Annotated in this window: 12 protein-coding genes; 6 read left to right on the top strand and 6 right to left on the bottom strand. The window is 69.4% G+C overall.

All coding sequences use genetic code 11. From position 1 onward, the window contains the following. Window positions 1-45 precede the first annotated feature (45 nt). Complete coding sequence (locus ACFY36_RS00765) at window positions 46-1,521, top strand: GGDEF domain-containing protein (protein WP_499743773.1); 1,476 nt, start codon at window positions 46-48, stop codon at window positions 1,519-1,521. Here ACFY36_RS00765 and ACFY36_RS00760 read toward each other — a convergent pair. Both ACFY36_RS00760 and ACFY36_RS00755 read right to left on the bottom strand, forming a co-directional pair. Then, a complete protein-coding gene (locus ACFY36_RS00760) occupies window positions 1,500-2,342 on the bottom strand; it encodes an NmrA family NAD(P)-binding protein (protein ID WP_499743772.1) in 843 nt (280 codons plus the stop codon). The genes ACFY36_RS00765 and ACFY36_RS00760 overlap by 22 nt on opposite strands. Then, on the bottom strand, window positions 2,339-3,055 hold the full coding sequence (locus tag ACFY36_RS00755; protein WP_499743771.1) for an SDR family oxidoreductase: 717 nt from the start codon (window positions 3,053-3,055) through the stop codon (window positions 2,339-2,341). Before ACFY36_RS00755 ends, ACFY36_RS00760 begins: the two co-directional genes overlap by 4 nt. An 86-nt stretch (window positions 3,056-3,141) precedes the next feature. On the opposite strand from ACFY36_RS00755, the gene ACFY36_RS00750 reads away from it, so the two are divergent. Further along, complete coding sequence (locus ACFY36_RS00750; protein ID WP_499743770.1) at window positions 3,142-3,588, top strand: MarR family winged helix-turn-helix transcriptional regulator; 447 nt, start codon at window positions 3,142-3,144, stop codon at window positions 3,586-3,588. On the opposite strand, the gene ACFY36_RS00745 is transcribed toward ACFY36_RS00750, so the two are convergent. Continuing rightward, window positions 3,589-4,188 carry a TetR family transcriptional regulator gene (locus ACFY36_RS00745; protein WP_499743769.1) on the bottom strand — a complete coding sequence of 200 codons (600 nt, stop codon included), beginning with the start codon at window positions 4,186-4,188 and terminating at the stop codon, window positions 3,589-3,591. Window positions 4,189-4,277: 89 nt separating this feature from the next. On the opposite strand from ACFY36_RS00745, the gene ACFY36_RS00740 reads away from it, so the two are divergent. After that, a complete protein-coding gene (locus ACFY36_RS00740; protein WP_499743768.1) occupies window positions 4,278-5,135 on the top strand; it encodes an enoyl-CoA hydratase/isomerase family protein in 858 nt (285 codons plus the stop codon). A gap of 507 nt (window positions 5,136-5,642) precedes the next feature. On the opposite strand, the gene ACFY36_RS00735 is transcribed toward ACFY36_RS00740, so the two are convergent. After that, on the bottom strand, window positions 5,643-8,423 hold the full coding sequence (locus ACFY36_RS00735) for a CARDB domain-containing protein (RefSeq protein WP_499743767.1): 2,781 nt from the start codon (window positions 8,421-8,423) through the stop codon (window positions 5,643-5,645). A 550-nt stretch (window positions 8,424-8,973) separates the two neighbouring features. On the opposite strand from ACFY36_RS00735, the gene ACFY36_RS00730 reads away from it, so the two are divergent. From ACFY36_RS00730 to ACFY36_RS00720, 3 genes are all read left to right on the top strand, one after another. Next, the gene (locus ACFY36_RS00730) at window positions 8,974-11,259 is read left to right on the top strand and encodes a helix-turn-helix domain-containing protein (protein WP_499743766.1); all 2,286 of its coding nucleotides are present in this window, start codon (window positions 8,974-8,976) and stop codon (window positions 11,257-11,259) included. A 223-nt stretch (window positions 11,260-11,482) separates the two neighbouring features. Then, window positions 11,483-18,001: an RHS repeat domain-containing protein gene (locus ACFY36_RS00725; RefSeq protein ID WP_499743765.1), complete on the top strand. Its 6,519-nt coding sequence runs from the start codon at window positions 11,483-11,485 to the stop codon at window positions 17,999-18,001. Then, window positions 17,998-18,243, top strand: a complete 246-nt coding sequence (locus tag ACFY36_RS00720; protein WP_499743764.1) for a hypothetical protein — start codon at window positions 17,998-18,000, stop codon at window positions 18,241-18,243. Before ACFY36_RS00725 ends, ACFY36_RS00720 begins: the two co-directional genes overlap by 4 nt. Window positions 18,244-18,343: 100 nt before the next feature. On the opposite strand, the gene ACFY36_RS00715 is transcribed toward ACFY36_RS00720, so the two are convergent. Both ACFY36_RS00715 and ACFY36_RS00710 read right to left on the bottom strand, forming a co-directional pair. Beyond that, a complete protein-coding gene (locus ACFY36_RS00715) occupies window positions 18,344-21,055 on the bottom strand; it encodes an AAA family ATPase (RefSeq protein ID WP_499743763.1) in 2,712 nt (903 codons plus the stop codon). Between the two features lie 70 nt (window positions 21,056-21,125). Further along, complete coding sequence (locus tag ACFY36_RS00710; RefSeq protein ID WP_499743762.1) at window positions 21,126-23,963, bottom strand: AfsR/SARP family transcriptional regulator; 2,838 nt, start codon at window positions 23,961-23,963, stop codon at window positions 21,126-21,128. Window positions 23,964-23,975: the final 12 nt, after the last annotated feature.

The raw sequence follows: 23,975 nt of genomic DNA, 5'->3' as shown, positions 1-23,975 counted from the left end.
CATGCGATGTCCCGCGCTTTCCACGACCGTACGTGCCGCCGTTGGGTGATTTCGACCCTCCTCTGGCTGGCCGGATACGTCGCCCTGCTCGCCGCGACGCGGCACTCGGAAGCCGGGCGCCTGTTCGTCGGCGACATCGTCTACCTCGTGCCCATCGCGGCCGGTGTCTGTGCCGCCCTGATCGCCGCGCGTCGGCTCACGGGGCGGCACCGTACTTTCTGGTCTCTGCTGACGGTTGCCTTCACCGCCCAATTGCTGGGCGAATGCGTGTGGGCCGGCTACGACTATCTGTCCGGCAGCGACGCGCCCCAGCCGGTGGCCGCGGATTTCGGCTATCTGACGTCATCGGCGGTGACGCTGGTCGCCGTTCTGGTCGGGTTCGGCGGCGCCAGCGTGCTCCGGCGGCTGCGCGGCTTGGTCGACACCGCGATCATCCTGCTCGGCGTGGGCGCGGCCGCCTGGCACACCGTGATCCAGCCCCAGCTGTCGCCCGACCTCGGCCTCGCCGACTGGATCAGCCTCGCCTATCCGGTGCTCGACACCGCGATGATCTGCTGTGTGCTGATCATCGGCGCCGGCGGTCACACCCGCATTCCTTTGGCCGTACGCCTGGTCGGGCTGGCCTGTGGTCTCAACGCGCTCTGCGATCTCGCGTACACGTACGTCAGCATCAACGCCGAGTACGAGAGCGGAGGCTGGCTCGACGTCGCTTTCACGGTGGCCATCGCGTGCAACTTCGTCGCGGCGATCGTCGCGATCCGCCAGCCCGAGCCGCCCGCCGAGCCCCGCTCCTTCGACCACGGGCTGACGCTCACGCCGGTCCTGATGGCCAGCGCGGTGGTGTTCACCCTGCTGGCCTCGCAGAAGGCCCGTACCGGCAACGTCGACACCGCCACCCTGGTCATCAGCGGCGCGCTCTTCATCGGCGTGCTCTTCCGCCAGCACCTGTTCGCGGCCGATCGTGCGGCCCTGGCCGAGCAACTGCGCCAGGCCGTAAGGGAACAGCAGCGCCTGGCCGTGACCGACAGCCTCACCGGCCTGCACAACCGGCGGCACTTCACGGAGAAGCTGGCCGGCCTGCAGGCCGGCGGCGCGCTGCATCCGGCCGGCCTGTTCGTCGTCGACCTCGACCATTTCAAGACCATCAACGACACGTACGGGCACCTGCACGGCGACGTCGTGCTCCGCGAGGCCGCGGCGCGCCTCTCGGCCGCTCTGCGCCCGGCCGACCTGGTCGCCCGATGGGGTGGCGAGGAGTTCGTGGTCCTGTTGCCGCAGACGACCGAAGCCGAAGCCGCCGCCATCGCCGAACGGGTCCGGCAGCAGATCGCCGACCGGCCGGTGCTCCTGCCGACCGGCCCCGTGCCGATCACCGCCTCGATCGGCGTCGCCAACAGCCGGCACGGCGGCGATGACGACATGCTGGTCGAACGGGCCGACCAGGCCCTTTATGAGGCGAAACGGTCGGGGCGCAACCGCGTCGCGGTGGCTTCACACCATCACGTGAACGCCGCGAGGTGATCCGTCAGGAATCGGTGGAAGGTCCGCGCCGGCCGGCCCAGGATCGCGGGCACGTCGTCGGTGACCCAGTCGGAGTCGCCTTGAGCGAACAGGGTGATGGCCTGGGCGTTCATCGCGGCGATGTGCTCGGGAACCCCGACGTCGACCATGTCCTGCCGCTGCTCCTCGAAGGTGAGCGGGCGGTAGGTGATGGTCCGGCCGAGCACCCGGGAGAGCTCTTCGGCCGCTTCGGCGTAGGAGATGCTCGCCGGCCCGGTCGGCCAGTACGTCCGGCCCGCATGCGTCGCGGGCGAGGCGGCGACGGCCGCGGCGACGGCCGCGACGTCCCGGCTGTCGATCATGCCGATGCGCCCGTCGCCCGCGGCCGATCCGAAGCCGCTCGCCGCCCTGACCGCGGGACCGAGCAAGAGCAGATTCTGCATGTACGCGTTGTTCCGCAGCATTGTGTAGCCGAGCCCCGAGGCGATCAGCCGGGCCTCGATCTCCGCCTGACCGCGCCGCCGGGCGATGAGCGAGTCGGCCGACGCCTTGCTGGTGACCTTCACGACGTGGGGGACGCCGGCGCGGGCGGCGCTGTCGATGACGGCGATCTCCTGTGCGGGGATCGCCGGGCTCACGAGGATCACGGCCGAGACGTCCCGCACCGCCGCATCGATGCTGTCCCGGTCGTTCAGGTCGCCGGCGACGACGTCCACGCCGGCCCGCGCCAACGTTGAGGCCTTCTCCGGGTTGCGGACCAGGACGCGTGCCGGTGTTCCCTCTTGGGCCAGCAACCGCGCCGCCTCGGCGCCGACCTTGCCGGCGGTCGTCACGAGGATCATGCGAGCTTCGCCAGGATCTGCTCGGCCTCGGCGCTGGAGCGCAGCGACACTTCACGGCTCGCCTCGCCCGGCGAGCGGGACAGCGCGACGGTGACGGCGCCGATCTGCTCGGCGCTGACCCAGGCCGGTTCGCCCGGCACGACGCGGGTACGGACCGGGCCGAGCACCAGAGCGTGGATCCGCTGCCGGTCGCCGGCTTCGGCGGCGAGGACCCGCTGCATCATCAGCACGGCGGCCTGCTCCATGCTGACCAGCCCGCTGCCGGGGATCGGATGAACCGCGGACTCCCCCACGACGATCCCGTACGAGCCGCGGCCGCTCAGCCGCGGCAGGACGGCCCGGGCAACCGCCATGTGGGTCGTGGCCAGCCCGGTGAAGGCCGTGTTCCAGTCCATCGAGTCAACGTCCCACAGGCGCTTGCCGGCCCACCAGCCACCGATCGGGGCCACCACGTCGTCGATGCCGCCGAACCGCTCCTGCATGGTGGCGGCGAGGATCTCGGCGCCCTCGAAGGTCGAATAGTCGTGCGCGAACAGGTGCAGACGGTCGCCCGCCACATCGCCGAGCAGCGTGCGGAACTCGTCCGCGCGCTCCTCGGTCCGGGCCGGCACCACGACGACGGCCCCGGCCGCGAGATGAGCGCGCACCACGCCTTCGCCGACGGCGCCGGTTCCACCGGGAATGAGGACCCGACGGGTCTTTTCCTGCGTCATGACAACTCCTTGGTCGAACCAATGTTGGTAGGACCAACGTATAGCAGTTCCGTTGGCGACACCAACAAAGTGACTAGGATGACGTCATGACCGAATCCGGGCCGCCGGCCCTGCTCCGCAATCTGGCCAGCTGGCAGACCGGCCGCGTCTCGACCCTCGGCGCCCGCTTCACCGCCGCCCGGATGCCCCTCGAGGCGCGCTCCGACTTCGCGGTCCTGGCCGCCCTGCAGGAGTACGGCGAGCTCAGCCAGGCCGACCTGGGCCGCCACCTGGGCCTCGACCGCAACAACGTCAACGGCATCGTCACGCGCCTGGAGAACAACGGCCACATCGAACGCCGCACCGACCCGGCCGACCGGCGGCGCAACATCGTGGCCGCCACCGAAATAGGCCTGACCTACTTGAACGACCTGAACGCGCTGGCCCTGGAAGTACAGGACGAATTGCTCGCCGCCCTCGACCCCGCTGAGCGGCGCCAGCTGCGCGCCCTGCTGGAGAAGGTCCTCACCAGCCACCCGCCCCAGCCGGCCTGATCAGCGAACGTCCGCCCCGGCCGACGACGGCGCCAGAGCCGCGAAAGTGAGGTCGGTCAGGGCGTCGAGAGCCTCCCGCCCCTCCCCTTCGACCCAGCTGTCGACGGCCACCATCACGCAGCCGAGCGCCGCCACCACACGCGTCCGCAGGGCCAGCGAGGGCTCACCGCCGGAGCGCTCCGCCAACCGGTTCACCAGAGCTGGCCGCCAGCCCGCCTGCTTCTCGTGCAGGCGAGCCCAGAGCGCGGGCGTGGTCCACACGAGCCGGATCAACGCCAGCCCCTCACCGGGCTCACGCGCGAGCAGGGCGACGAACGGATCGACCGAACGCCGCAGCGCCGTCCATTCATCCTCCGCGACGGGCCGGGCGGCCAGGGCCGCGACCAGGGCGTCGCCTAGCGGGTCGAAGACGTACAGAACGACGTCCTCCTTGCTGCCGAAGTACCGCAAGAAGGTGCTGCGCGAGACGCCCGCCGCGGAGGCCAGGTCGTCGAACGTGACGCTGTCGAAGCCGGCCTCGACGAAGCGGGGCAGGGCGACACTCGCCAGCTCGTCCCGGATCGCGGCCCGTCCGATGGCACGCGTGCTCACACCCTTCATGCCTCCAGGATACGGAGATCGAACTCACTCGCCGATGTGAGCTTCGGCCTCTAACGTGATACTCAGTTTCACAAACGAAAGAGAGTGTCATGACGTACGACCTACCCGCGCTCCACGTCGTCGTTGCCGACGGAGTCGCCACTGTCACGATCGACAATCCGCCGCTGAACTTCTCCGACGGCGTGCTGCTTCCGTCGCTGCGCCGCTTCGTCGCCCGGGTGCGCGACGACGCCGACGTGCGCGTCATCGTGTTCGAGAGCGCCGACCCCGACTTCTTCGTCGCGCACGGGGACATGCGCTTCGTCACCGAGCCCGAGGTCTTGGCCGCCGCCGGCGCGGCCACCATCGCCGCCAACCCGGACGCCGCGTTTCCGCCGTCGCTGAACCTCATGCAGGTCGTGCACGAGGAGGTGCGCTCGCTCCCCCAGGTCACGATCGGCAAGCTCACCGGTCTCGCCCGCGGCGGCGGCAACGAGTTCCTCATGGCGCTCGACATGCGCTTCGCCGCGATCGGCCGGGCCGGTCAGGCGCAGCCCGAAGTGCAGCTGGGGATCATGCCCGGCGGTGGCGGCACGCAGTACCTGACCTCACTCGTCGGGCGCGCCCGTGCCCTGGAGCTCATTCTCGGCGCTCAGCTCGCCGACGCCGAGCTGGCCGAGCGGTACGGGCTGGTCAACCGCGCCCTCCCCGCCGACGATATCGACGAGTTCGTCGGCACCTTGGCGCGGCGCATCGGGGCGCTGCGGCCCGAGATCATCGCTGCGGTCAAGATCGCCGTGAGCGCGGCGGCGGCTCCCGTCACCCTCGAAGGGCTCGGCACCGAGAACGCGCAGCTGACGCCGCTGTTCAGTGCCGAAGCGGCCGCGCTCGCGCACAAGCTGCTCGCCGCCGGCATGCAGACCCGTGAGAGCGAACGCGATCTCGAAGGCTTCCTCGCCCGGTTCTGACCGCGCGGGCGGCGCGAGGCGCTGCACCCGTACCCCGAAGCCCTGCACCTGGTGACCGAGGTCGGCGCGGCCCGGGACGCGAAGGGCGGCTGGCCGCCGGCCCGCAACCACGAGAGCCTGCGCCGATCCGTACAGCAGAATCTCGAGCTCCAGCCGAGGCCCAGTCGCTCGCGGCCGATCGTCTGCGTGCAGAACGGGTACAACCTCGCCAGCATCGACCGCGCGGTGCGAAGCCGCTCGACCTCGGCGTCGGCGAGGGTCCGCTTCGTGGTGTCGCCGCGCCCGCGGCAAGGGCCGTTGAACACGTGTGGTGGTGCCATCACGCTCGGCGGGATCCTGATCAGCAGTAGCCCGCGGGCGGATCGGAGTGGGTGGGGATGGGGCGGCAGCGTACGTGGAGAGGGCGGCCGCAGCGCGACCTGATCGATCCGCTCCGGCAGGCCTTTCAGATCGACCGGTTACGGCGGGCGATCGGCCCCGTGCTGGACACGGGGCCGATCAAGGGTGTCACGGGCAGTTGACGTACGTCTCGCCGGCCGTGCAGATGTCGGTTCCGGGACCGCCGTCGATCTTGTCGGTGCCGGGCCCGCCGGTCAGCGTGTCGTTGCCGAGCCCGCCGTAGAGGGTGTCGTTGCCGGTGTCACCCTGCACGGTGTCGGTGCCCGAGCCGCCGTAGACGATGTCGTTGCCGCCGAAGGCGTTGACCGTGTCGTTGCCGCCGAGCAGGCAGATCACGTCCATACCGGCCCCGCCGGCCAGGAAGTTGTTGCCCGCGGTGCCGATGATCGTGCAGCCGTTGGCGTTGTTGACCGTCGTGTTCTGCACGGCGGTGTTGTTAGCCGCGGCCGGGTCGGCCTGGGCGCCGGTGACCTTCGCGGTGGCGATGGCGGTGCCGGTGGCCTGCGGCTCGACGGTCAGCGTGATGGTGGCCGTCGCGTTCTTGGCCAGGTTGCCGATCGTGCAGGTCGCGACCGGGCCGGCGATGGTGCAGGCGCCCTGGCTGCTGGTCGCCTCGAGGATCAGGGCCGCCGGTCCGGTCAGGGTCACCGTGGTGCTGACACCGGTGGCCGCGTCCGGGCCGAGGTTGGTGACCTTGCTGGTCGAGACGAACGTGCCGGCCAGAGCGACCGGGTCGGGCGAGTCGGTGGTGACCACGCTCAGGTCGGCCGCCGGCGGCGCCTTGATGGTCGTGCTCACGCTGCTGGTGTTGTTCGCCGTGGCCGGGTCGGCCTGGTCGGCCTCCACGGTGGCGGAGGCCTCGATGGTTCCGGCCGCCTCGGGCTTGATCGTCACCGTGATGGTGGTGTCGGCGTTGTCGGCCAGATCGCCGATCGGGCAGGTGACCGTGGCGCTGTTGATGGCGCAGGTGCCCCCGTCGCGGGTCGCGGACTGGATCGTCCGGTCAGCGCCGTCGATGGCGATCGTGGCCTTGACGCCGGTGGCGGCGTCCGGGCCGTTGTTCTTGACGACGGCCTTGTAGGTGTAGGGGGTGCCGATCTCGACCGGGTCGGCCGACTCGGTGGTGGTCACGCTCAGATCGGCCGAGGGCAGCGCCTTGACGGTGGTGCTCGCCGCGCTGGTGTTGTTCGCCGACGCCGGGTCGGCCTGGTCGCCTTCGACGGTCGTGGTCGCGGTGATCGTACCGGCGGCCTCGGGTTTGACTGTGACGGTGATCGTGGTGTCGGCGTCCTTGGCCAGGGCGCCGATCGGGCAGGTGACCGAGGCGCTGTTGATGGTGCAGGTGCCGCCGTCGCGGGTTGCGGACTGGATGGCGCGGTCGGCGCCTTCCAGCTCGATGATGGCCTTGACGCCGGTGGCGGCGTTCGGTCCGTTGTTCTTGACGACCGCTTCGTAGGTGTACGGGGTGCCGACCTCGACCGGGTCGGCCGAGTCGGTGGTGGTCACGGTCAGGTCGGCCGTGGGGGCCGGGTTGACGGTGGTGGTCACCTTGGCGGTGTTGTTCGCGGGGACCGGGTCGGTCGGGGTGGCCTTCACGGTGGCGGTCGCCTCGATCGTCCCGGCGGCCTGGGGTTTGACGTACATGGTGATGGTGGGTTTGGCGTTCGCGGCCAGGGTGGGCCAGGTGCAGTGCACATCACCCGGGGTGATGATCTCGCAGGAGCCGTTGAGGCCGGTCGACGCCAGCTCGATGGTGCGGGCGGCGCCGGTGTAGGTGACGGTGGCTTCGGGGTTGGTGGCGGCGTCCGGGCCGTAGTTGGTCACCGGCACGTCGACGACGTAGTTGGTGCCGGCCTCGGCCGGGCTCGGGGTGGCCGAGATGGTGAGACCCAGGTCGGCCCAGGGCGTGGTGACGGTCGCGACCGCCACGCCGAACGTGGTGTCGAGCCCGGTGTCGATCGGGGCGAAGCTGTTGGTCGCGGCGGTGAACACGCGTGAGTTGCTACCGAGACCGGCGAAGTAGACCCGCCCGCCGGACGCGGTCGACGCGGCGCGCAGGAAGCCGGGGCTGGCCAGAGTGGTTTTGGAGTTGTCGGAATTGATGATCGTCAGGCCGCCGTTGCCGTGCCCGATGTAGAGGGCCCCCGCGCTCATCAGCACCGCCTGGGGGTCGGTGGCGTCGGGGATCTGGCCTTCGACCTCCAGGGTGGAGGTCTTGATCATCGTCACCTGCCCGCTGGTCAGGCTGGTGACGTAGACACGGCTGCCGTCGAACTTGACCGCCGAGTAGGAGGGGTCCGCGACGGGGATCGCCTTGATCACCTCGTCGGTCACGGTGTCGATCACCGAGACCGTGTCGGAGCCCAGGTTGGGGACGTACGCGAAGCCGTGCGGCGCGATGTACACACCCATCGGCTGGCTCCCAACGGTGATCGTCTTGGAGACCGCGTCGGTGGCCGTGTTGATCACCGACACGGTGCCGCTGTTCGAGTTGGCGACGTACAGCTTCTGCCCGTCGTTGGCGAAGTCGACCTGTCGCGGGCCGTTGCCGACCGTGATCGTCTTGACGACGGTGTTGGTGGTCAGGTCGATCTTCGACAGCAGGTTCGTGGACCACTGCGAGACGTAGGCGGTCTTCGCGTCGGGCGCGATCGCGATGTTGAGCGGCCCGTCGCCGCCCGGAATGGTGCCGATGACACTGTTGTCGGTGGTGTCGACGACGCTGACCGTGCCCTGGCCGTTCTTCACGCCGGTGAAGTAGGCCAGGGTCCGGGTGACGGCGGCGGCCGGGCTGGCCGGCAGCACGGCGACGACAGCGCCCGCGAGCAGCACCGCCGCCGCGAACAAAGGCCGGGAACGGCCCGGCGCGGCAGATCGGGTAAATGACATGACGCTCCCCGTTTAGCATGATGGAACGCCCGAAATATACCCATAATTGGATAAAACACTCATTTCCGTACGGCATGTCGCGCGGCCCCTGCGCGGGAGAGTGATAGGCCGGCCGGGTCGGCCGAATCGTCAAAAGAGCGTATTCCGCAGCGTATTGTCGGGCCCGTTCCGAGCCTTCCGACATTCACCGAAGGTTGGTCGGCGATGTCCTTGCTCGATCGACTTCGGGCCCCGGATATGTCGCGGGTGGACAGCATGGGAATGCAAAACTGATTGCGCTGGAAGACCGCCTCTGGTGACACCGCTTCTCGCCCGCAACCCGCGGTCCTGCAGTCGATCAGGTGGTCGCATTCGACGGGCTGGAGCACATTGACGACGACAAGCAGGTCGTCTCCCGCGCGTTCTCCGGCCTGGCGCCAGCGCGCTGATCACCGTTCCGTGCGACATGAAATTGTGGTCGCCGACGCCGTGGCGGTCGGGCATGTGCGGTGGCCTGCGGATGGAGCGGATGTAGAACGATGATCACGACACGGGAACGGGGAGGATGTTGATGACCGGGAAGAGCACGTTCGGTGTGCTTCTGCGGCGGTTCCGCGCGTCCGCCGACCTGACCATCGAGCAACTGGCCGAGGCGTCCGGTGTCAGCGACCGGTCGATCAGCGACATGGAACGCGGCGTCAGCCGCCGCCCACGCCCGCGCACAGTGGAGGCGCTGGCCGACGGGCTGAATCTCGACGAGGCCGACCGCGAGGCGATGCTGACGTCGGCCCGGGAGGGTCGCAACGCCCCACCGGCGGCGCCGGCCAACCGCAGCCCGCTACCACGCCAGGTCGCCGACTTCACCGGCCGGGCCGCCGAGCTGACCCAGGTGACCGCGTGGGCCGACGGGACGAACGACCGATCCCCGGCACCGGTCGTGACGATCAGCGGCACCGCCGGCGTCGGCAAAACCACCTTCGCCGTCCGAGCCGCACAGGCCTGGCCGATCGAGGAACAACTCTTCGTCGACCTACGCGGCCTCGACACCAAACCCCTCACCCCACTGACCGTGCTGAGCCGCCTCATCCGGGCCGTGAACCCCGACATACGGGCCGTGCCCCGCGACGTGGACGAATCCTCCGCCCTGTGGCACAGCCTGATCCGCGGCCAACGCCTCATCATCGTGCTCGACAACGCGATCAGCGAAAGCCAAGTACGCCCAGCACTGCCACCACACGGCCCCGCCGTCGTCCTGGTAACCAGCCGCCGCTCACTGAGCGGCCTCGAAGACGTCCACCGGCTGCGCCTCGACCCCCTACCCGAGAGCGACGCCACGGCACTGCTCGGCGTCATCGTCGAACGCTCCGGCGCCTCCGAGGAACAACTGCGCCGCATCGCCGACCTGTGCGTACACATCCCCCTCGCCATCCGGATCGCCGGCAACCGCCTGGTCAGCCGGCCCGGCTGGACCGCCGACGACCTGATCGCCCGGCTCACCGCCCAGGAACGCCGCCTGGAAGCCCTCTCAGCAGGCGACCTCCAAATCAAGGCCGCCTTCGACCTCTCCTACCAGCAACTGTCCGGGGTGACACGGCGCCTGTTCCGGCGACTCGCCCTGATACCAGGCTCCTCCACCGGCGCCGAACTAGCGGCCGTGCTGGTCGAGGAGCCGCTGCTGGCCACCGAGGACGCCCTGGACGACCTGATCGACCTCAGCCTGCTCCAACAGCGCCCGGACGGCCGCTTCGAATTCCACGACCTCCTCCGGCTGTACGCCTCATCCGCCCTCGACCGCGAAGAAAGCACCACCGACCGGGCGACCGCGGCCCGCCGCCGCGACGACTGGCTGCTCGACACGGTCATCGTGGCCGGACGGCACTTCGAGCCGGACTACGGCCCCGGCAAAGCCGGCACCACCGAAGTACTCGAGCTGACCTCATCAGCCGAAGCCGCCGCCTGGCTACGCGCCGAGGCCGAGAACTGGCTGCCGGCCCTGCACGCCACAGCCGAGGCCGGCGAGGATCAGCGAGTCATCGACGTGGCCGAAGCGCTGCACTGGTTCGCCGACAGCTGGATCCGCTGGGCGGGCTGGGAGGAGGTCTACACCCTCTCGGCCCGGTCCGCCGATCGGCTCGGCGACGATCGTCTGCGCGCCATCCACCAGTCGCATCTGGCCTGGGTCTACAACGTGACCACCGAGGATTTCGCCCTGGCCGAGACCCACGCCCGCTCGGGCCTGGAGTTCGCCGTCCGTTCCGGCGACCGCCGGCAGATCGGCTGGGCCAACTACTACGTCAGCTGGACGCTGTGGAACCTGGGACGGCACTCCGAGCAGATCGGCTTCTCGCGGTCGGCGATCGCCGATCTGCGGGCCGTGTGCGACATCGAGGGAGTCCCGAACGCGCTGATCCAGCTCGGGATGGCCCTGATCGGCAGCGACGCGGGCGACGACGCGATTCCCGTCTTCGAGGAAGTCATCGCGGTGGTCGGCGATCCGGCGACGGCCCCGCCGGTCCACATCAGCCAGCTGGTGAAGCAGGCGGCGCTGTCGTACCTCACCGGGATCGACATGAAGGCCGGACGGTGGCCGGAGGCGTTGCGCCGAGCCGACGAATGGCTCGCCTCCACCGAGCCGCTTCCGAACTCCGGCGCCTACCGGCTCAGGGTCCTGGCCCGGCGGGCGCTGATCAACGTCGCCCTCGGTGACTTCGAGGCGGTACGGGCCGACCTCGCCGCGACGGAGCTGCTCCTGGGGTCGGTGAGCTGGATGCCCAGCCAGAACCGTGAGCACCGCGGATGGCTGGAGGAGGCGAAGCGCGCGCTGGCCGCTCACGACGCGACCCCATCGAGCAGGTAGCGGTTCAGACAGGGACCGTCCAATCACGACTTCCCGGCCCCGTTCCGGCCGCCCGCACTTCAAACCTCATCTAAATACTTAAGATCATCTCTGTTGGGTAACGAAGGAGATCGTTGCGGACAGCAACGACGCGTTCACCCTTAACGTATGTGCCGCCGGGCCAAGATCGACCGGCTTCACGGGGGAGGTCTGCGGCATCATGCTGTCCAAGAACGGTCAAGGTGTGGGACGGTGGCGACGGGCGATCGTCGCCGCGGCACTGGTTCTGACGGCGCCGGCGCTGACGAATGTGGTGGCCGGCCAGCCCGCTCTCGCGGGGCCGAGCGTGCCCGAGCCGCCGAAGCTCGAGCGGGTCAAGCTGGGCGAGGCGAAGAAGCAGGCGACGATCCGGGCTCGCCCCAAGGTCGCCCAGTTCGATCCGTCGCAGCGCGCGGCGCTGCCGGGGGCGCAGACCTCGACGGTTGAGTTGTCGGCCTCGGCCAAGAGCGCCGCCTCGACGTCACCGATCAAAGTCGGCCGCGCAGCGACGGGCGCCGCGCCGGATCGCGTACAGCTGAAGACCACCGACCCCAAGACGGCGGCCGCCGCGGGCGTACGGGGCGTCCTGTTCTCGATCACTCCCGAGGCCGGCGCCGGCGCGGTGCGGGTCGACGTGGACCCCTCGACCTTCGCGAACGCCTTCGGCGGCGGCTACGCCTCCCGGCTGCGGCTGGTGCGGTTGCCCGCGTGTGCGCTGACCACCCCCTCGCGTGCCGAGTGCCGGACGCAGACTCCGGTCAAGACCGCGCCGACCACGCCGCTTTCCGCCGAGGTGAGTGTTTCGGGCGTGACGGTGCTCGCCGCGGCGTCGGGCAGTGGTGACTACGCCGCGACCAGTTTGTCGCCGGGCGGCACGTGGTCGACCAGCGGCAACACGGGCGGGTTCACCTACAGCTACCCGATCGCCGTCCCTCCGGCGATCGGCAACCTCGCTCCCAGCGTCGATCTGGCCTACAGCTCGGCGAAGCAGGACGCGCGGACGGTCGGGACGAACAGCCAGTCGTCGTGGGTCGGTGACGGCTGGTCGATGGGAGAGAACTTCGTCGAGCGCACCTACCGCAGCTGTGACGACCTGGACGACTCGGGAGCGCCCGAGCACTCCGGTGACCTGTGCTGGTCCGGTCAGATTCTGACGTTGTCGCTGAACGGCTCGTCGACGACGGTCGTCTACGACGACAAGACCAAGACGTTCCACCCGCAGAACGACAGCTCCACGACCCAGATCGACAACCTCTTCGACGCCACGAACCGTACGAAGAACAAGGAGTACTTCCGGGTCACCCAGAACGGGATGCAGTACTACTTCGGTCTGAACCGGCTGCCCGGCTGGTCGGACGGCGCCGAGGAGACCAACTCGGTGCAGACGGTCCCGGTCTACAAGAGCCACGAGGCGTTCAGCACCTGCCCGGACGGGTCGTTCGCCGACACGGCCTGCAAGCTGGGCTACCGGTTCAACCTCGACTACGTGGTCGACCGCAACGGCAACGCGATGGCTTACTACTACAACGCGCCCGAAGTGGGTTACTACGGCGCGAACATGAAGGACACCGCGGTGGCCTACGACCGCGCCACCACCCTCGAGCGCGTCGACTACGGCCTGACTGCCTCGACGGTCTACTCGGCGCCCGCGCCCGAGCAGATCATCTTCACCACCGAAGAGCGGTGCTTCCCCGGGCAGCCGGCCGGCAACACCTGTGACGACGACCAGTTCACCGTCTCGCATCCCGAGTACTGGCCGGACACGCCGGTCGACCTGAACTGCAAGTCGGGCGAGGACTGCACCAACCACTCGCCGAGTTTCTGGTCCCGCAAGAGGCTGACGTCGATCCTCACGCGGGTGCGTGTGGGTGGGGCGGTGAAAGAGGTCGACCGCTACAACCTGAGCCACTCCCTGCCGGACAACGGCGATCACGCGCCCACGCTGTGGCTGCAGTCGGTCACCCGGACCGGCCTGGACAGGCTCGGTGGCGCTGCCGCGAACGAGGCCGGCGGAACGGTGTCGTTCTACCCGATCCAATACGCGAACCGGGTCGGGGTGCTGCCCGGCCTGCCCAAGATGTACTACAACCGCATCCGCACGGTGATCTCCGAGACCGGCGCCGAGACGGTCGTCGAATACTCCACGCCGACGTGCGCCGGCCTGCCGCCGGCGAACCCTTCGGGGGACAAGACGTTGGACAAGGCCGCACAGGCCTTCGCGTCGACCAACACCACCGGATGCTTCCCGGTCTACTGGGCGCCGGAATACCAGCCCGAACCGCTGATGGACTGGTTCTACACCCACCCCGTCACGTCGGTGACCACGTACGACAACGCCGGCAACCACATGCAGGACGGTTCTCAGCCGAAGATCGTCACCCGGTACGCGTACAAGGGAAAGCCCGGCTGGCACTACGACGACAACGAAGTGACCGAGAAGAAGAACCGGACGTGGGGACAGTTCCGCGGCTATCCCGAGGTCGAGGTGAGCACCGGTGATCCGAGCGTCTTCCACTACACGAACCAGCAGGAAGTTCACGACCAGAAGACGCTGAGCAAGACCTTCTACTTCCTGGGCATGGAGGGCGACACCATGCCGGACGGCAAGACCCGCGACGTTCCCGATCTGCGGAGCAGCGACGGCGCGGTGACCGTGGCCGACAAGCCCGAGTACACCGGACAGACCTTCGAGCAGGTCACCTATACCGGTGCCGCGGCCGACGCCACGATCGATTCGGCCACCGTCACCGTCCCGACGGTCATCGTGACCACCGCGTCGCGGGCCCGGGAGGGCCTACCGGCGCTGAAGTCGTCCATGATCGGGACGGCGCGAAGCCTGGTGCGCAAGAAGGTGTCGTACGGCTGGCGCCGGACGGAAACCGCGACCTTCTACGACACCACCGCGGGCCGGAGCACGACCGGAAAGCCGATCAAGACCGCCGACCGTGGCGAGACCGGGCGCGTGGGCAACGTCGCCAAGTGCACCTTCACCCGCTACCTCAGCAGCAGCATGTCATTGCCCGGCGGCAAGACCGCGCCGCTGGTGCTGCCGGCCGAGGTGATCACCACCGACCAGGACTGCACCGCCGCCAACGCGACACCGGGCGGCACGCTCCTGTCCGACGAGCGCACCTCCTTCGACGGCCTGGACTTCGGCTACAACGGTGACGGGCAGGCCACCCCGCCTCGGCCCTCGCGAGGAAACGCCACCCGCGTCCAGAAGGCGTCGGCGGCCGGCACGTTCCTGACCACGGCCGTGACGACGTACGACAGCTATGGCCGGGCCACCTCGGCGACGCGTACGCCGGACTCGCTGGCGCCCGACGGCACGAGCCTGGCGCAGAAGGTCATCACCAAGATGACACCCGCCAGTGGCGCGTTGCCCAGCACGGTAACCACGATCAAGCCGGTCAGGGCGGGCGTGAACTGCGAGACGGTCACGGTGTCCAGCAAGGACTGCCAGCTGTCCACCGTCACGATGGACCCGGCCCGGCAGCTGCCGATCGCCACGACCGACGAGGCCGGCCAGCTGACCTCGGTCACGTACGACGCCCTGGGTCGTACGACCGCGGTGTGGCTGCCGAACAAGAGCAAGGCCGCGGGTGCGCCCGCCAACATGATCTACACGTACAAGCCGGCCACGACCGGCCCGAGCGTGGTGACCACCAAAAAGCTGCTGGACAACGAAACGGCCAGTACGACACCGGTGTACGGCGTGACCAAGGTCCTGCACGACGCCATGCTCCGGCCCCTGGAGACCCAGGCGACCGGTGAGAACGGCACCAGCGTCGTCACGGACACGCAGTACGACTCGCACGGCCGGACCGTGCTGACCAACAACTCGTACGCGGTGGCCGGCGACCCGGTCGACCGGTTGCTCACCGACCAGTTGTCGCAGGTGTCGTTCCCGTCCACCACGGTCACCGACTACGACGCGATGGGTCAGGTCACCCAGACCACGGAGCACCACAGAGCCGTCGCGACCTGGTACACCCGGACGGCCAATGCCGGTGACAGGACGACCGTCGTCCCGCCGGCCGGGGGGATCGCGACCACGAAGCTGACCAACGCGCGGGGTCAGCTCACCGAACTCGTGCAGCACACCACCGCGCCCACGCTGAGCGGCAGCGCGGCCGGCGGTTTCACCGCGACGGGCGGGGCGGGCAACAGCACCAAGTACGAGTACAACGCGGCCGGTCAGCAGTCGGCCGTCATCGGCCCGGACAATGCCGTGTGGCGGGACACCTTCGACCTGCTCGGCCGCAAGACCGTGCACGAGGACCCGGACACCGGCACCAGCTACAGCAGCTACGACGACGCCGGCAACATCACCGCCACGAAGGACGCCCGCGGCATCCAGCTGACCTACAGCTACGACCTGCTCGGGCGCAAGCTGACCGCGGTCGACAAGACGGCGAGCAACTTCAAGTTCGCCTCGTGGACCTACGACACCCTGCGGATCGGCAAGCTCACCTCCTCCAGTCGCTACGTCAGCGGGGTCACCGGCGCTTACACGGTCGCCACCACCGGGTACACCGTGCTGGGCAACCCGCTCGGGCAGACCGTCTCGCTGCCGTCCGCCGAGCGGCCACTGCCGGTCTCGTACACGACGAAGCGCACCTACAGCCCGAACACCGAATATCAGACGTCGCAGGAGGATCCCCAGGTCGGCACGCTGCCCGGGGAGACCATCACCTACTCGCACAACCAGCTCGGCACGCCGACCAAGACGTCCGGCATCGACCTGTACGTCTCCGGGACCGTCTACACCGACTTCGGCCAGCCCTCACGGCTGACCATGGGCGCCTCCACGAACGAGGTGCAGGCGCTCTACGGCTACGAGGCACACACTCGGCGGCTCGCGTCCCGGTCGATCCACCGTACGCAGGGCATCGGTCCGATGATCGACGAAACCCACTACACGTACGACGACGCGGGCAACCCGCTGTCGGTCGTCAACAAGCAGTCCGAGACGGGCAACATCGTCACCGACGCGCAATGCTACCGCTACGACACGCTGGCTCGCCTGGTCGACGCCTGGACCGCGGCCGGTGCCTGCCCCGCGGAAACGGTGAAACAACCCGCGGCGGCGGAGCTCGCGGCCGGGGCCGGCGCCTACTGGCAGACGTTCGGCTACAACGCGATCGGCAGCCGGGAGAAGTCGACCGAGCACTCGGTGACCGGTGGCGCCGAAGCGATCACCGGTTACTCCCATGGCAAGACCGGTGGCGCTCAGCCGCATACCCTGACCGAGACCACAGGTGGCGCCGACCCGACCAAGTTCGTCTACGACAACACCGGCAACCTGCTCACGCGGACCGCGACCAGCGGGAACAACCAGACGCTGAAGTGGGACAACGAGGGGCACCTGTCTCAGGTCACCACGGTCGGGGCCAAGGCCGGAACGACGAAATACCTGTACGACGCCGACGGCGGCCAGCTGATCCGGCGTGACCCGGGCCGGACCAGCCTGTTCGTCGGCGACACCGAGATCGTCATCGACACCGCGGCCAATCCCGCGGTCACGCTCGGCGCGGTCCGCACCTATACCCACGGCAGCGTGGGCAAGGTCGCGGTGCGGTCGACCCTTCCGGGCGGCGGCACCCACTACCTGTTCTCCGACCCGCACGGCACCGGGAGCCTGGCGATCGACACCACCACCCAGGAGGTGTCCCGCCAGCAGTTCAAGCCGTACGGCGAGGACCGGGCCACCGCCAACCCGGCCCTGTGGCCGGACCTCACCCATGGTTACCTCGGCGCGCCGAAGAACCGGGCCACCGGCTACACCGATGTCGGCGCCCGCAAGTACGACCCCGTCCTGGGCCGGTTCATCAGCCCCGACCCGCTGCTGGTCACCACCGACCCCGCGCAGCTCGGCGGTTACACCTACGCCGGCGACAACCCGATCACCAACTCGGACCCGAGCGGTTTGCGAGTCGACGGTGACCGGACGGGCTGCGCCGCGGGCAACGGCGGCAAATGCAACGGGTACGTGGCCCCCGAGAAGAAGAAAAAGAAGGACAACGGCGGCGGTTCGGACCCGGTCAAGCCCAAGGAGAAGATCCCCGGTTTCTATCCCATCATCGTGGGGGGCGGGGGCGGCCCGACGTGGGATCCGCCGGCCTCGGGCGGCGGCGACTTCGAGCAGTACGTGCCGCACATCATGGACATGGCCAAGAGGACCGGCGTGGACCCGGAGTTCCTCCTGGCGAACTACATGATGGAGGCGCATCGTTGCACGGAGATCGCCGGCTGGACGGGTTGCCGGGTGATGCAGGCCATGCAGGCGGGCAACCCCGTAATCCCCGGACAGGGGAACGACGCGTCGATCGGCACCGCGAACTTCGACCGGGACACCTTCGATAAAACAGTGTCACCCGACTCGGGGGAACCGCGCCCCGAGCTAGCCGGCCGCGAGTGGACAGAATTGGTGTCCGACAAGATCCTGAACATCGATGCCATGGCCTACCGGCTCAAGGACCTCGGCGACGCACTGCCCGACGAGCAGAACTATCGTTCGGACTACACGCGGACCGAGCTGGCCAGAATGGGTTACCGGGCCGGGGTGGACAACATGAACCTGGTGGCGACCGGGCAGTACCCCATGGGCGACGAGAGCCGCAAGAACAACGAGATCTTCAGGACTCAGCTGACGCGGGCCCGGGTTTACATCAACTTCCACGAGGAGTACTACGAACCGAAGCAGGATTGTGGATGCGCGTGACGTTGCGACGTCTGACGGGCGCCGGGTCCGTTGTCCTGGCCGGGCTTCTCCTGGCGGCCGGCTGTGGTTCGCCGGACGTCAGAGCCAGCCGCGATCTCGCGGACGAGGTGAAGGTCGACGGCTACCGCCGGGCGGCGGACTACGCGAAGGGGAACACGTCGGAGGTCTCCTTCGTGGGGCCGGCCGGCGTGAACCTCGAGACCGCCGTGTCCGTCACCGGATGGTCGCCCGGGCGGGCCTGAGCTCGCAGGAGATGCAAGACCTCACGGCCGGGCAGCTGGACTACGTGAAGGTCTCATTCGTCTGCAACCCAGGCTAGGAGGCCGCTGAACAATCCCTGTCTCAGGCGCTGAGAAGCGCTTCGGTCAGTTCGCGGCGCGAGGTGATGCCGACCTTCGTGAAGATCTTCCGCAGGTGCCACTCGACCGTGCGCGGGCTGAGGAACAGCTCCGCGGCAATGTCCTGGTTGGTCCGCCCGGAGATCACCAGTCGCGTGATCGCGGCCTCCTGCGGGGTCAGGTCCTGACGCGCGCCTGTCGTCCGCCCGCGGACGGTCTCCCCCGTGGCCGCCAACTCCCGCCGGGCACGTTCGGCGAACACGTGCGCACCCATGGTCGCGAACGCTTCGTACGCCGCCCGCAACTCGACGCGTGCCTCGGCGCGCCGGTTCGCCCGGCGCAGCCATTCGCCGAACAGCAGCCGCGCCCGGTACCCCTGGGTCACGGTCTCCGTGACGGAGAGGCGCTCGATGGCCTCGCGGTAGCGCTCCTCGGCCTGCTCGGGTCGTCCGGTGAGCGCGTCAGCGAGGGCCTGGATGCCCAGCGCCGACGGCGTGATGGTGGCCGCCGTCCGCTCGGCGAGCTGGTCGCGTGCGTCGGCCGCCACGCCTGGCTCCCCCGCGCGTGCGGCCGCCTCGACCAGTTCGCGCAACGCCCAGTTGCCGAGGGCAAGCTCCGGGTACGCGATCACTTCTTGTGCTGCCGCCTTGGCGGCCGGATAGTTGCCCAGCCCGTTGTGGAGCACGGCGAGGCCGAAGTGGGCCTGCGCATGCAGCCGGCCGTCCTCACGGTCGGCCGCATCCCTGAGTTTGGCCTTGATGAGGTCGAGCGCCGACTGCTCAGGTCCGCTGTACGCCGCGAGGACGAGCCGGGACAATTGATCAACCGTGGCCCCGGAGGGCCGCGTCACGGTGTCGATCTTTTTCATCAGGTTCGCCGCGTCGGCGAGGCGGCCCCCGTCGATGAGACTGTTCGCCCAGACGGCCAGGGCGTCGGGAAGCAGGGAGAGCGCGCCGAATTCGAGCGCGGAGCGGACCGCCGCCTCGCTCATCCGGTACGCCACGTCCAACCGGAACACGTCGTAGGCCACGGCTGCGGCCAGCCAGATGTGGCCGACGTCGGCGGAGCCCATGGCGTCCAGGGCCCCGCGAAGCCGGGGCACGGCCGCCACCCGCCCGTCGAGGACCCAGGAGATGAGGCCGGCCAGCAGCAGATCGGGGAAATCACCCCCGGCCGGTACGACGTCGCGGGCGGCCTCGGCGACCACCCGCGGGTGGTCGCCGCCGAACCGGCCGGCGCACATGGCCGCACTGATCGCCAGGAGGAAAGTATCGCGCGCGGCGATCGGATCGAGTTTCCCCAGCCGACGCGCGGCGGCCAGCAACGGCGGTCCGGCGGCCCGCTCATTGTGGTGAAGCATGAAGGCGACCTGCGCTCGCAGGCGCTCGACGTGGGCCTGCCGCAGCGGGTCGAGCGGGCTCATCTCGGCGGCGCCCAACAGGTCCGGCACCATCGCGTACGACCCCGCGCCGGCGCCGGCGCGGGCGCCGGCCGCGACCACCAGTAGCCGGCCGCGGCGGTTCAGATCCGAGGTGAGCTCCGCAGCACGTTCGAGCAGGGCGGCGGCCGCCGGCCAGCCGCCACGAGCCAGCGCCCGACCGACCGAGCCTTCCAAGGCGGCGGCGATCTCGTCGTCCGGACTCAGCGCCGCATGTGCACGGTGCCACGCTCGGCGGTCCGGATCCTGGGCCTGGTCGGTCACCATGGCGAGCGCGTCATGAACCGCGCGCAGCTCGGCGGCTGTTCCGCACCGCCACGCGGCCGAGCGCACCAGCGGATGCGGAAACCGTACCCGCGCCCCGAACTGGATCAGCCGGTCGGCCACCGCGGGCTCGACCGCAGCCGGGCCCACCCCCAACCGCTCCAGGACCCGCCAGAGCACTATCGCGTCGCCGACCGGCTCGACGGCAGCCGCCAACAGCACCGTGCGGGTCTCGGCGGGCAGCGCTGCGATCCGCCGCTGGAAACCCTCCTCAACCCGGCTCATCAGCGGCCGCGAGCCGCGACCGCTGAACCCGAACACCAGCTCAGCCGGCGACAACACCTGCGGCAGCTCGATCAGAGCGCCGAGGTTGCCGCGCGCCTCGGCCACGATCCGATCCCGTACGCGCGGATCGACCGGCCCGGTCAGCACCGAATCCAGCAACGCGCGGGCATCCGCGTCCGGCAGACCCCGCACCCGCAACTCCGGCAGACCGGCGAGGTGACCGTCGCCCCCGGGGCTGCGGGCGGCGAAGACCAGCGCGACCGATTCCGTGGACAATCGCCGCGCCACAAAACCCAGGATCACGGCTGACGCGGCGTCGATCCAGTGCGCGTCATCGACAATGCAGACCAGTGGCTGCTCCGAGGCGGCTTCGGCGAGCAGCCGCAGTACGGCCAGCCCGACCAGCAGCCGCTCCGGTGGCTGGCCGGCGCTCAGTCCGAACGCCGTGGATACCGCGGCACGCTGCGGCGCCTCCAACGTGTCGAGGCCGCCCATCAGGGGCGCGCACAGTTGTTGCAACGCGGAGTACGCCAGCTTCGACTCGGACTCGACTCCGACCGTTCGCAGCACGCGGGCGGACGAGGCGCGCTCGGCGAGGTGATCGAGCAATGTGGTCTTGCCGATGCCGGCCTCGCCACGCACGACGAGCGTCCGGCTCTGCCCACGCCGCGCGTCGCGCAGCACATGATCGAGCGTCTCCTGCTCCGGCCGCAACAGCAATATCGTCACGGCAAACGACGCTAGAAAACCGCCTCGTCTATTCTAGTGAAAATTTTGTGAAACGAGCTGCTCGGCTTGCTCAGGATTGGTGTGGGCCGAGTTCCGCCAGAACGGCCCGGATCGCCTCCGGTTCGGTGACAAAGCCTTCGAAGTCGGACATGTAGTCGAAGGAATCGACTGTCGTGCGCAATTCGAGAGCCTTCTCGAAGGCTCGGCGCGCGTCCTCGACGCGGCCCAGCCCCCGGTAGACATGGGCACGAGTCAGGAGGTCGAACAGTTCTTGGAGAAGCTTGGTACCTACGCCCAGTTCGGCTCGGGCGGCGGCCACTTTGTCGAGACGATCCAGGGCCGTCTCGTACTGCCCGGCGCCGGCGAGTCCGTAGGCTTCGTTCGCGAGAACGGCGGGCACGTAGTGCGACATGTTCGCTCGCTCGGCGAGGCGGACCGCTTCGCTACTGGCGCCGGCTGCCTCATCGAGGCGGCCGAGCCGGGACATGCTGACGATCGAATCCATCAACGCTTGCAGCAGCGCGTTGGTGTCCGCCGCGGAGCGCGCAGCGGCGATCGCCAGCTCAAGGAACTCGACCTCGTCAGCCCATTGCTTCTGCAGTCCCACCAGTCGGCTGAGGTTGCGCAGGGTGCGGGACTCACCCGCTACGTTGCCCCGCTTCCGGAAGATGGTCAACGCGCGGTCCAGCCAAGTGCGCGCGTCCTGGTAGCCGGCAAGCCAGGGATCGCCGGCGTACCGCATCAGCTCGGCCGTCATGATCGACTCGTCGCCGGACTCGACGGCCGCGAGGATCTCGGTGATGAAAGGGAGCGCTGCCGTCTCGTATGCCGACGCCTGAGCCATCCGCCGCCAGTCCAGGACGATGGCGGCTGCCGCGGGTACGTCGGCGCGCGTGAGCGCGAGTCGCACCACCGCCTCCAAGGCCTGCCGTTCTTGTTCGTACCAGTGATCCGCGGCGGCCGTGTCGGGGAAATGCTCGAGGCTGAGGCCGTCGGCGACACCCGGCAGCGCGACGAAGGGTTCCCCGCCGAAGGTCAGAAACGCTTTCCGGGTGGCGGCGACGTAGTGACTGATCAAGCGCGCGGTTGCCGTCTCGCGCTCATCGCCGGTCAGCAATTCATTGGCATAGATGCGGATGAGATCGTGCATCTGGTATCGCGAGTCTCTGGGTTCGCTGACAAGGCTGGCGGTGATCAGTTCGTCGAGGGCACGGCGGGCGTCACGGAGGGCGATCCCGGCGATGCTGGCCACGGTATGCAGCCCGATCTCGGTGCCAGGGTGCACGGCGAGGAGGCGGAAGACGCGCGCGGCCGGTTGGCCGAGCGTGTTGTAGGAGGCGGCGAAGATTTCCCGGAGGTCGCTGCTCGCCTCGCTCCCGGACAGCGTGTCCAGTGCGTGGGAGGGGTCCGCCAGACGGGCCTGGATCCCGTGCAACGGAGAGCTTGCCGAGCGCAGCGCCCGGGCTGCGACCAGAGCCAGCGCCAGGGGTAGTCCGGCGCAGGCGGCAACGATCCGCCCGGTCGGTATCGGCTCGGCGTCGACGCGGGCAGCGCCGATGCGGTCGGCCAGCAACTGGTGCGCGGACTCGTTGGAGAGCGGCGCCAGCGGCACCGGGTACGCGCCCTCGGCGAACACCAGACCGGACATCGCGGTACGGCTTGTGACGATGCACGCGCCTCCTTCGCCCGCCGGCAGCAGAGGCCGGGCGTGGTCGCTGTCGCGCACATTGTCCAGCACTACGAGGATCCGCCGGCCGGCCGTCAGGCTGCGATACAGGCCAACCCGCGCCTCCGGCTCGGCCGGAATCGACGACCCGCCGAGCGCGGACAGGAACCCCCGGATGACGTCGTCGGTATCCAGCACTCGGCCGGCCGGGTCGAAGCCACGCAGATCCACGAACAGTTGACCGTCCGGGAACTGGTCCGCGAGTCGATGCGCGACGTGGACGGCGAGCGTTGTCTTCCCGATCCCGGCCATCCCGGAGATCGCGCAGACGGGCGAACCGGCCCCGGCGGGCCGGCCGCCACCGAGATGTGCCAGAACCGCCGCGACCTCGCCTTCCCGGCCGGCCAGGGCCACCCGGACGATGGGCAGCTGGGCGGGCACGGGCACGGCCGCCGGCCCGGGCGGCGGTGGGCCCGCTTCGGGCTGCTCACCGAGGGCTTCCCGCTGCACCGCGCGCAGCTCGGCTCCTGGTTCGACACCCAGCTCGTCCACCATTCTCCGGCGAAGCGCCGCATAGGTGTCCAGGGCCTCCGCACGCCGCCCGACCGCGGCCATCAGCCGGATCAACCGGGCCTGCAGCGGCTCATCGTAGGGTCGCTCCGCCGCGACCTGTGTCAGCACGCGCAGCACCGCACGACGGTCCTCCGCCGAGCCGTGGGCCACGGCCAGGTCGGCGGCGCGAAGCACCACGTACGCACGCTGCTCCAGCAGTACGGCGAAGGGCGACGGGCCGGCCGGCTCGATCTCGATGACACTTCCCGGAGGTTCAGCGACGAGATCGACGGCCTCGACCATTGCCTCCAGGGAACCGTCGGCGACCAGCCGCCGTAGCCGCAACACATCCGACTCGTCCGCAGCCAGCCGCAGCCGATAACCCGGCCCCGAGGGCAGTACGAAGGATCCGGGCTCTCGCGCTCCCAGGTCCGGCTCCAGCAGCCGGCGCACCTCGCCGACCAGGCGATGCACGATGTTCACCGCGGTCGGCGGCGGGTCCTCATCCCACACCGCGGCAACGATCTGGGCCATGGTGACCGGCTCGCCACCCGCGGCAACGAGCAGGGCCAGCAGCAGACGACGATGCGGACGCCCGGCGTCCAGCTCGGCATCGCCGCGCCACACCCGCGGCCCGCCGAAGAGCACAAACCGCAAACGCCCCTGGTCAGCAGGGTTGACGCCGGACACATCATGGAGACT

This window comes from Actinoplanes sp. NPDC000266, from assembly GCF_042899005.1.
Classification (GTDB): domain Bacteria; phylum Actinomycetota; class Actinomycetes; order Mycobacteriales; family Micromonosporaceae; genus Actinoplanes.
The sequence above is the reverse complement of the archived record's forward strand: the minus strand, read 5'-3'. Positions and strand labels throughout refer to the sequence as shown.

What these genes read in the sequence shown, in the direction of transcription:
- ACFY36_RS00760 (WP_499743772.1), bottom strand. Translation starts at nt 2,342, where the DNA reads ATGATCCTCGTGACGACCGCCGGCAAGGTCGGCGCCGAGGCGGCGCGG.
- ACFY36_RS00755 (WP_499743771.1), bottom strand. Translation starts at nt 3,055, where the DNA reads ATGACGCAGGAAAAGACCCGTCGGGTCCTCATTCCCGGTGGAACCGGC.
- ACFY36_RS00750 (WP_499743770.1), top strand. Translation starts at nt 3,142, where the DNA reads ATGACCGAATCCGGGCCGCCGGCCCTGCTCCGCAATCTGGCCAGCTGG.
- ACFY36_RS00745 (WP_499743769.1), bottom strand. Translation starts at nt 4,188, where the DNA reads ATGAAGGGTGTGAGCACGCGTGCCATCGGACGGGCCGCGATCCGGGAC.
- ACFY36_RS00740 (WP_499743768.1), top strand. Translation starts at nt 4,278, where the DNA reads ATGACGTACGACCTACCCGCGCTCCACGTCGTCGTTGCCGACGGAGTC.
- ACFY36_RS00735 (WP_499743767.1), bottom strand. Translation starts at nt 8,423, where the DNA reads ATGTCATTTACCCGATCTGCCGCGCCGGGCCGTTCCCGGCCTTTGTTC.
- ACFY36_RS00730 (WP_499743766.1), top strand. Translation starts at nt 8,974, where the DNA reads ATGACCGGGAAGAGCACGTTCGGTGTGCTTCTGCGGCGGTTCCGCGCG.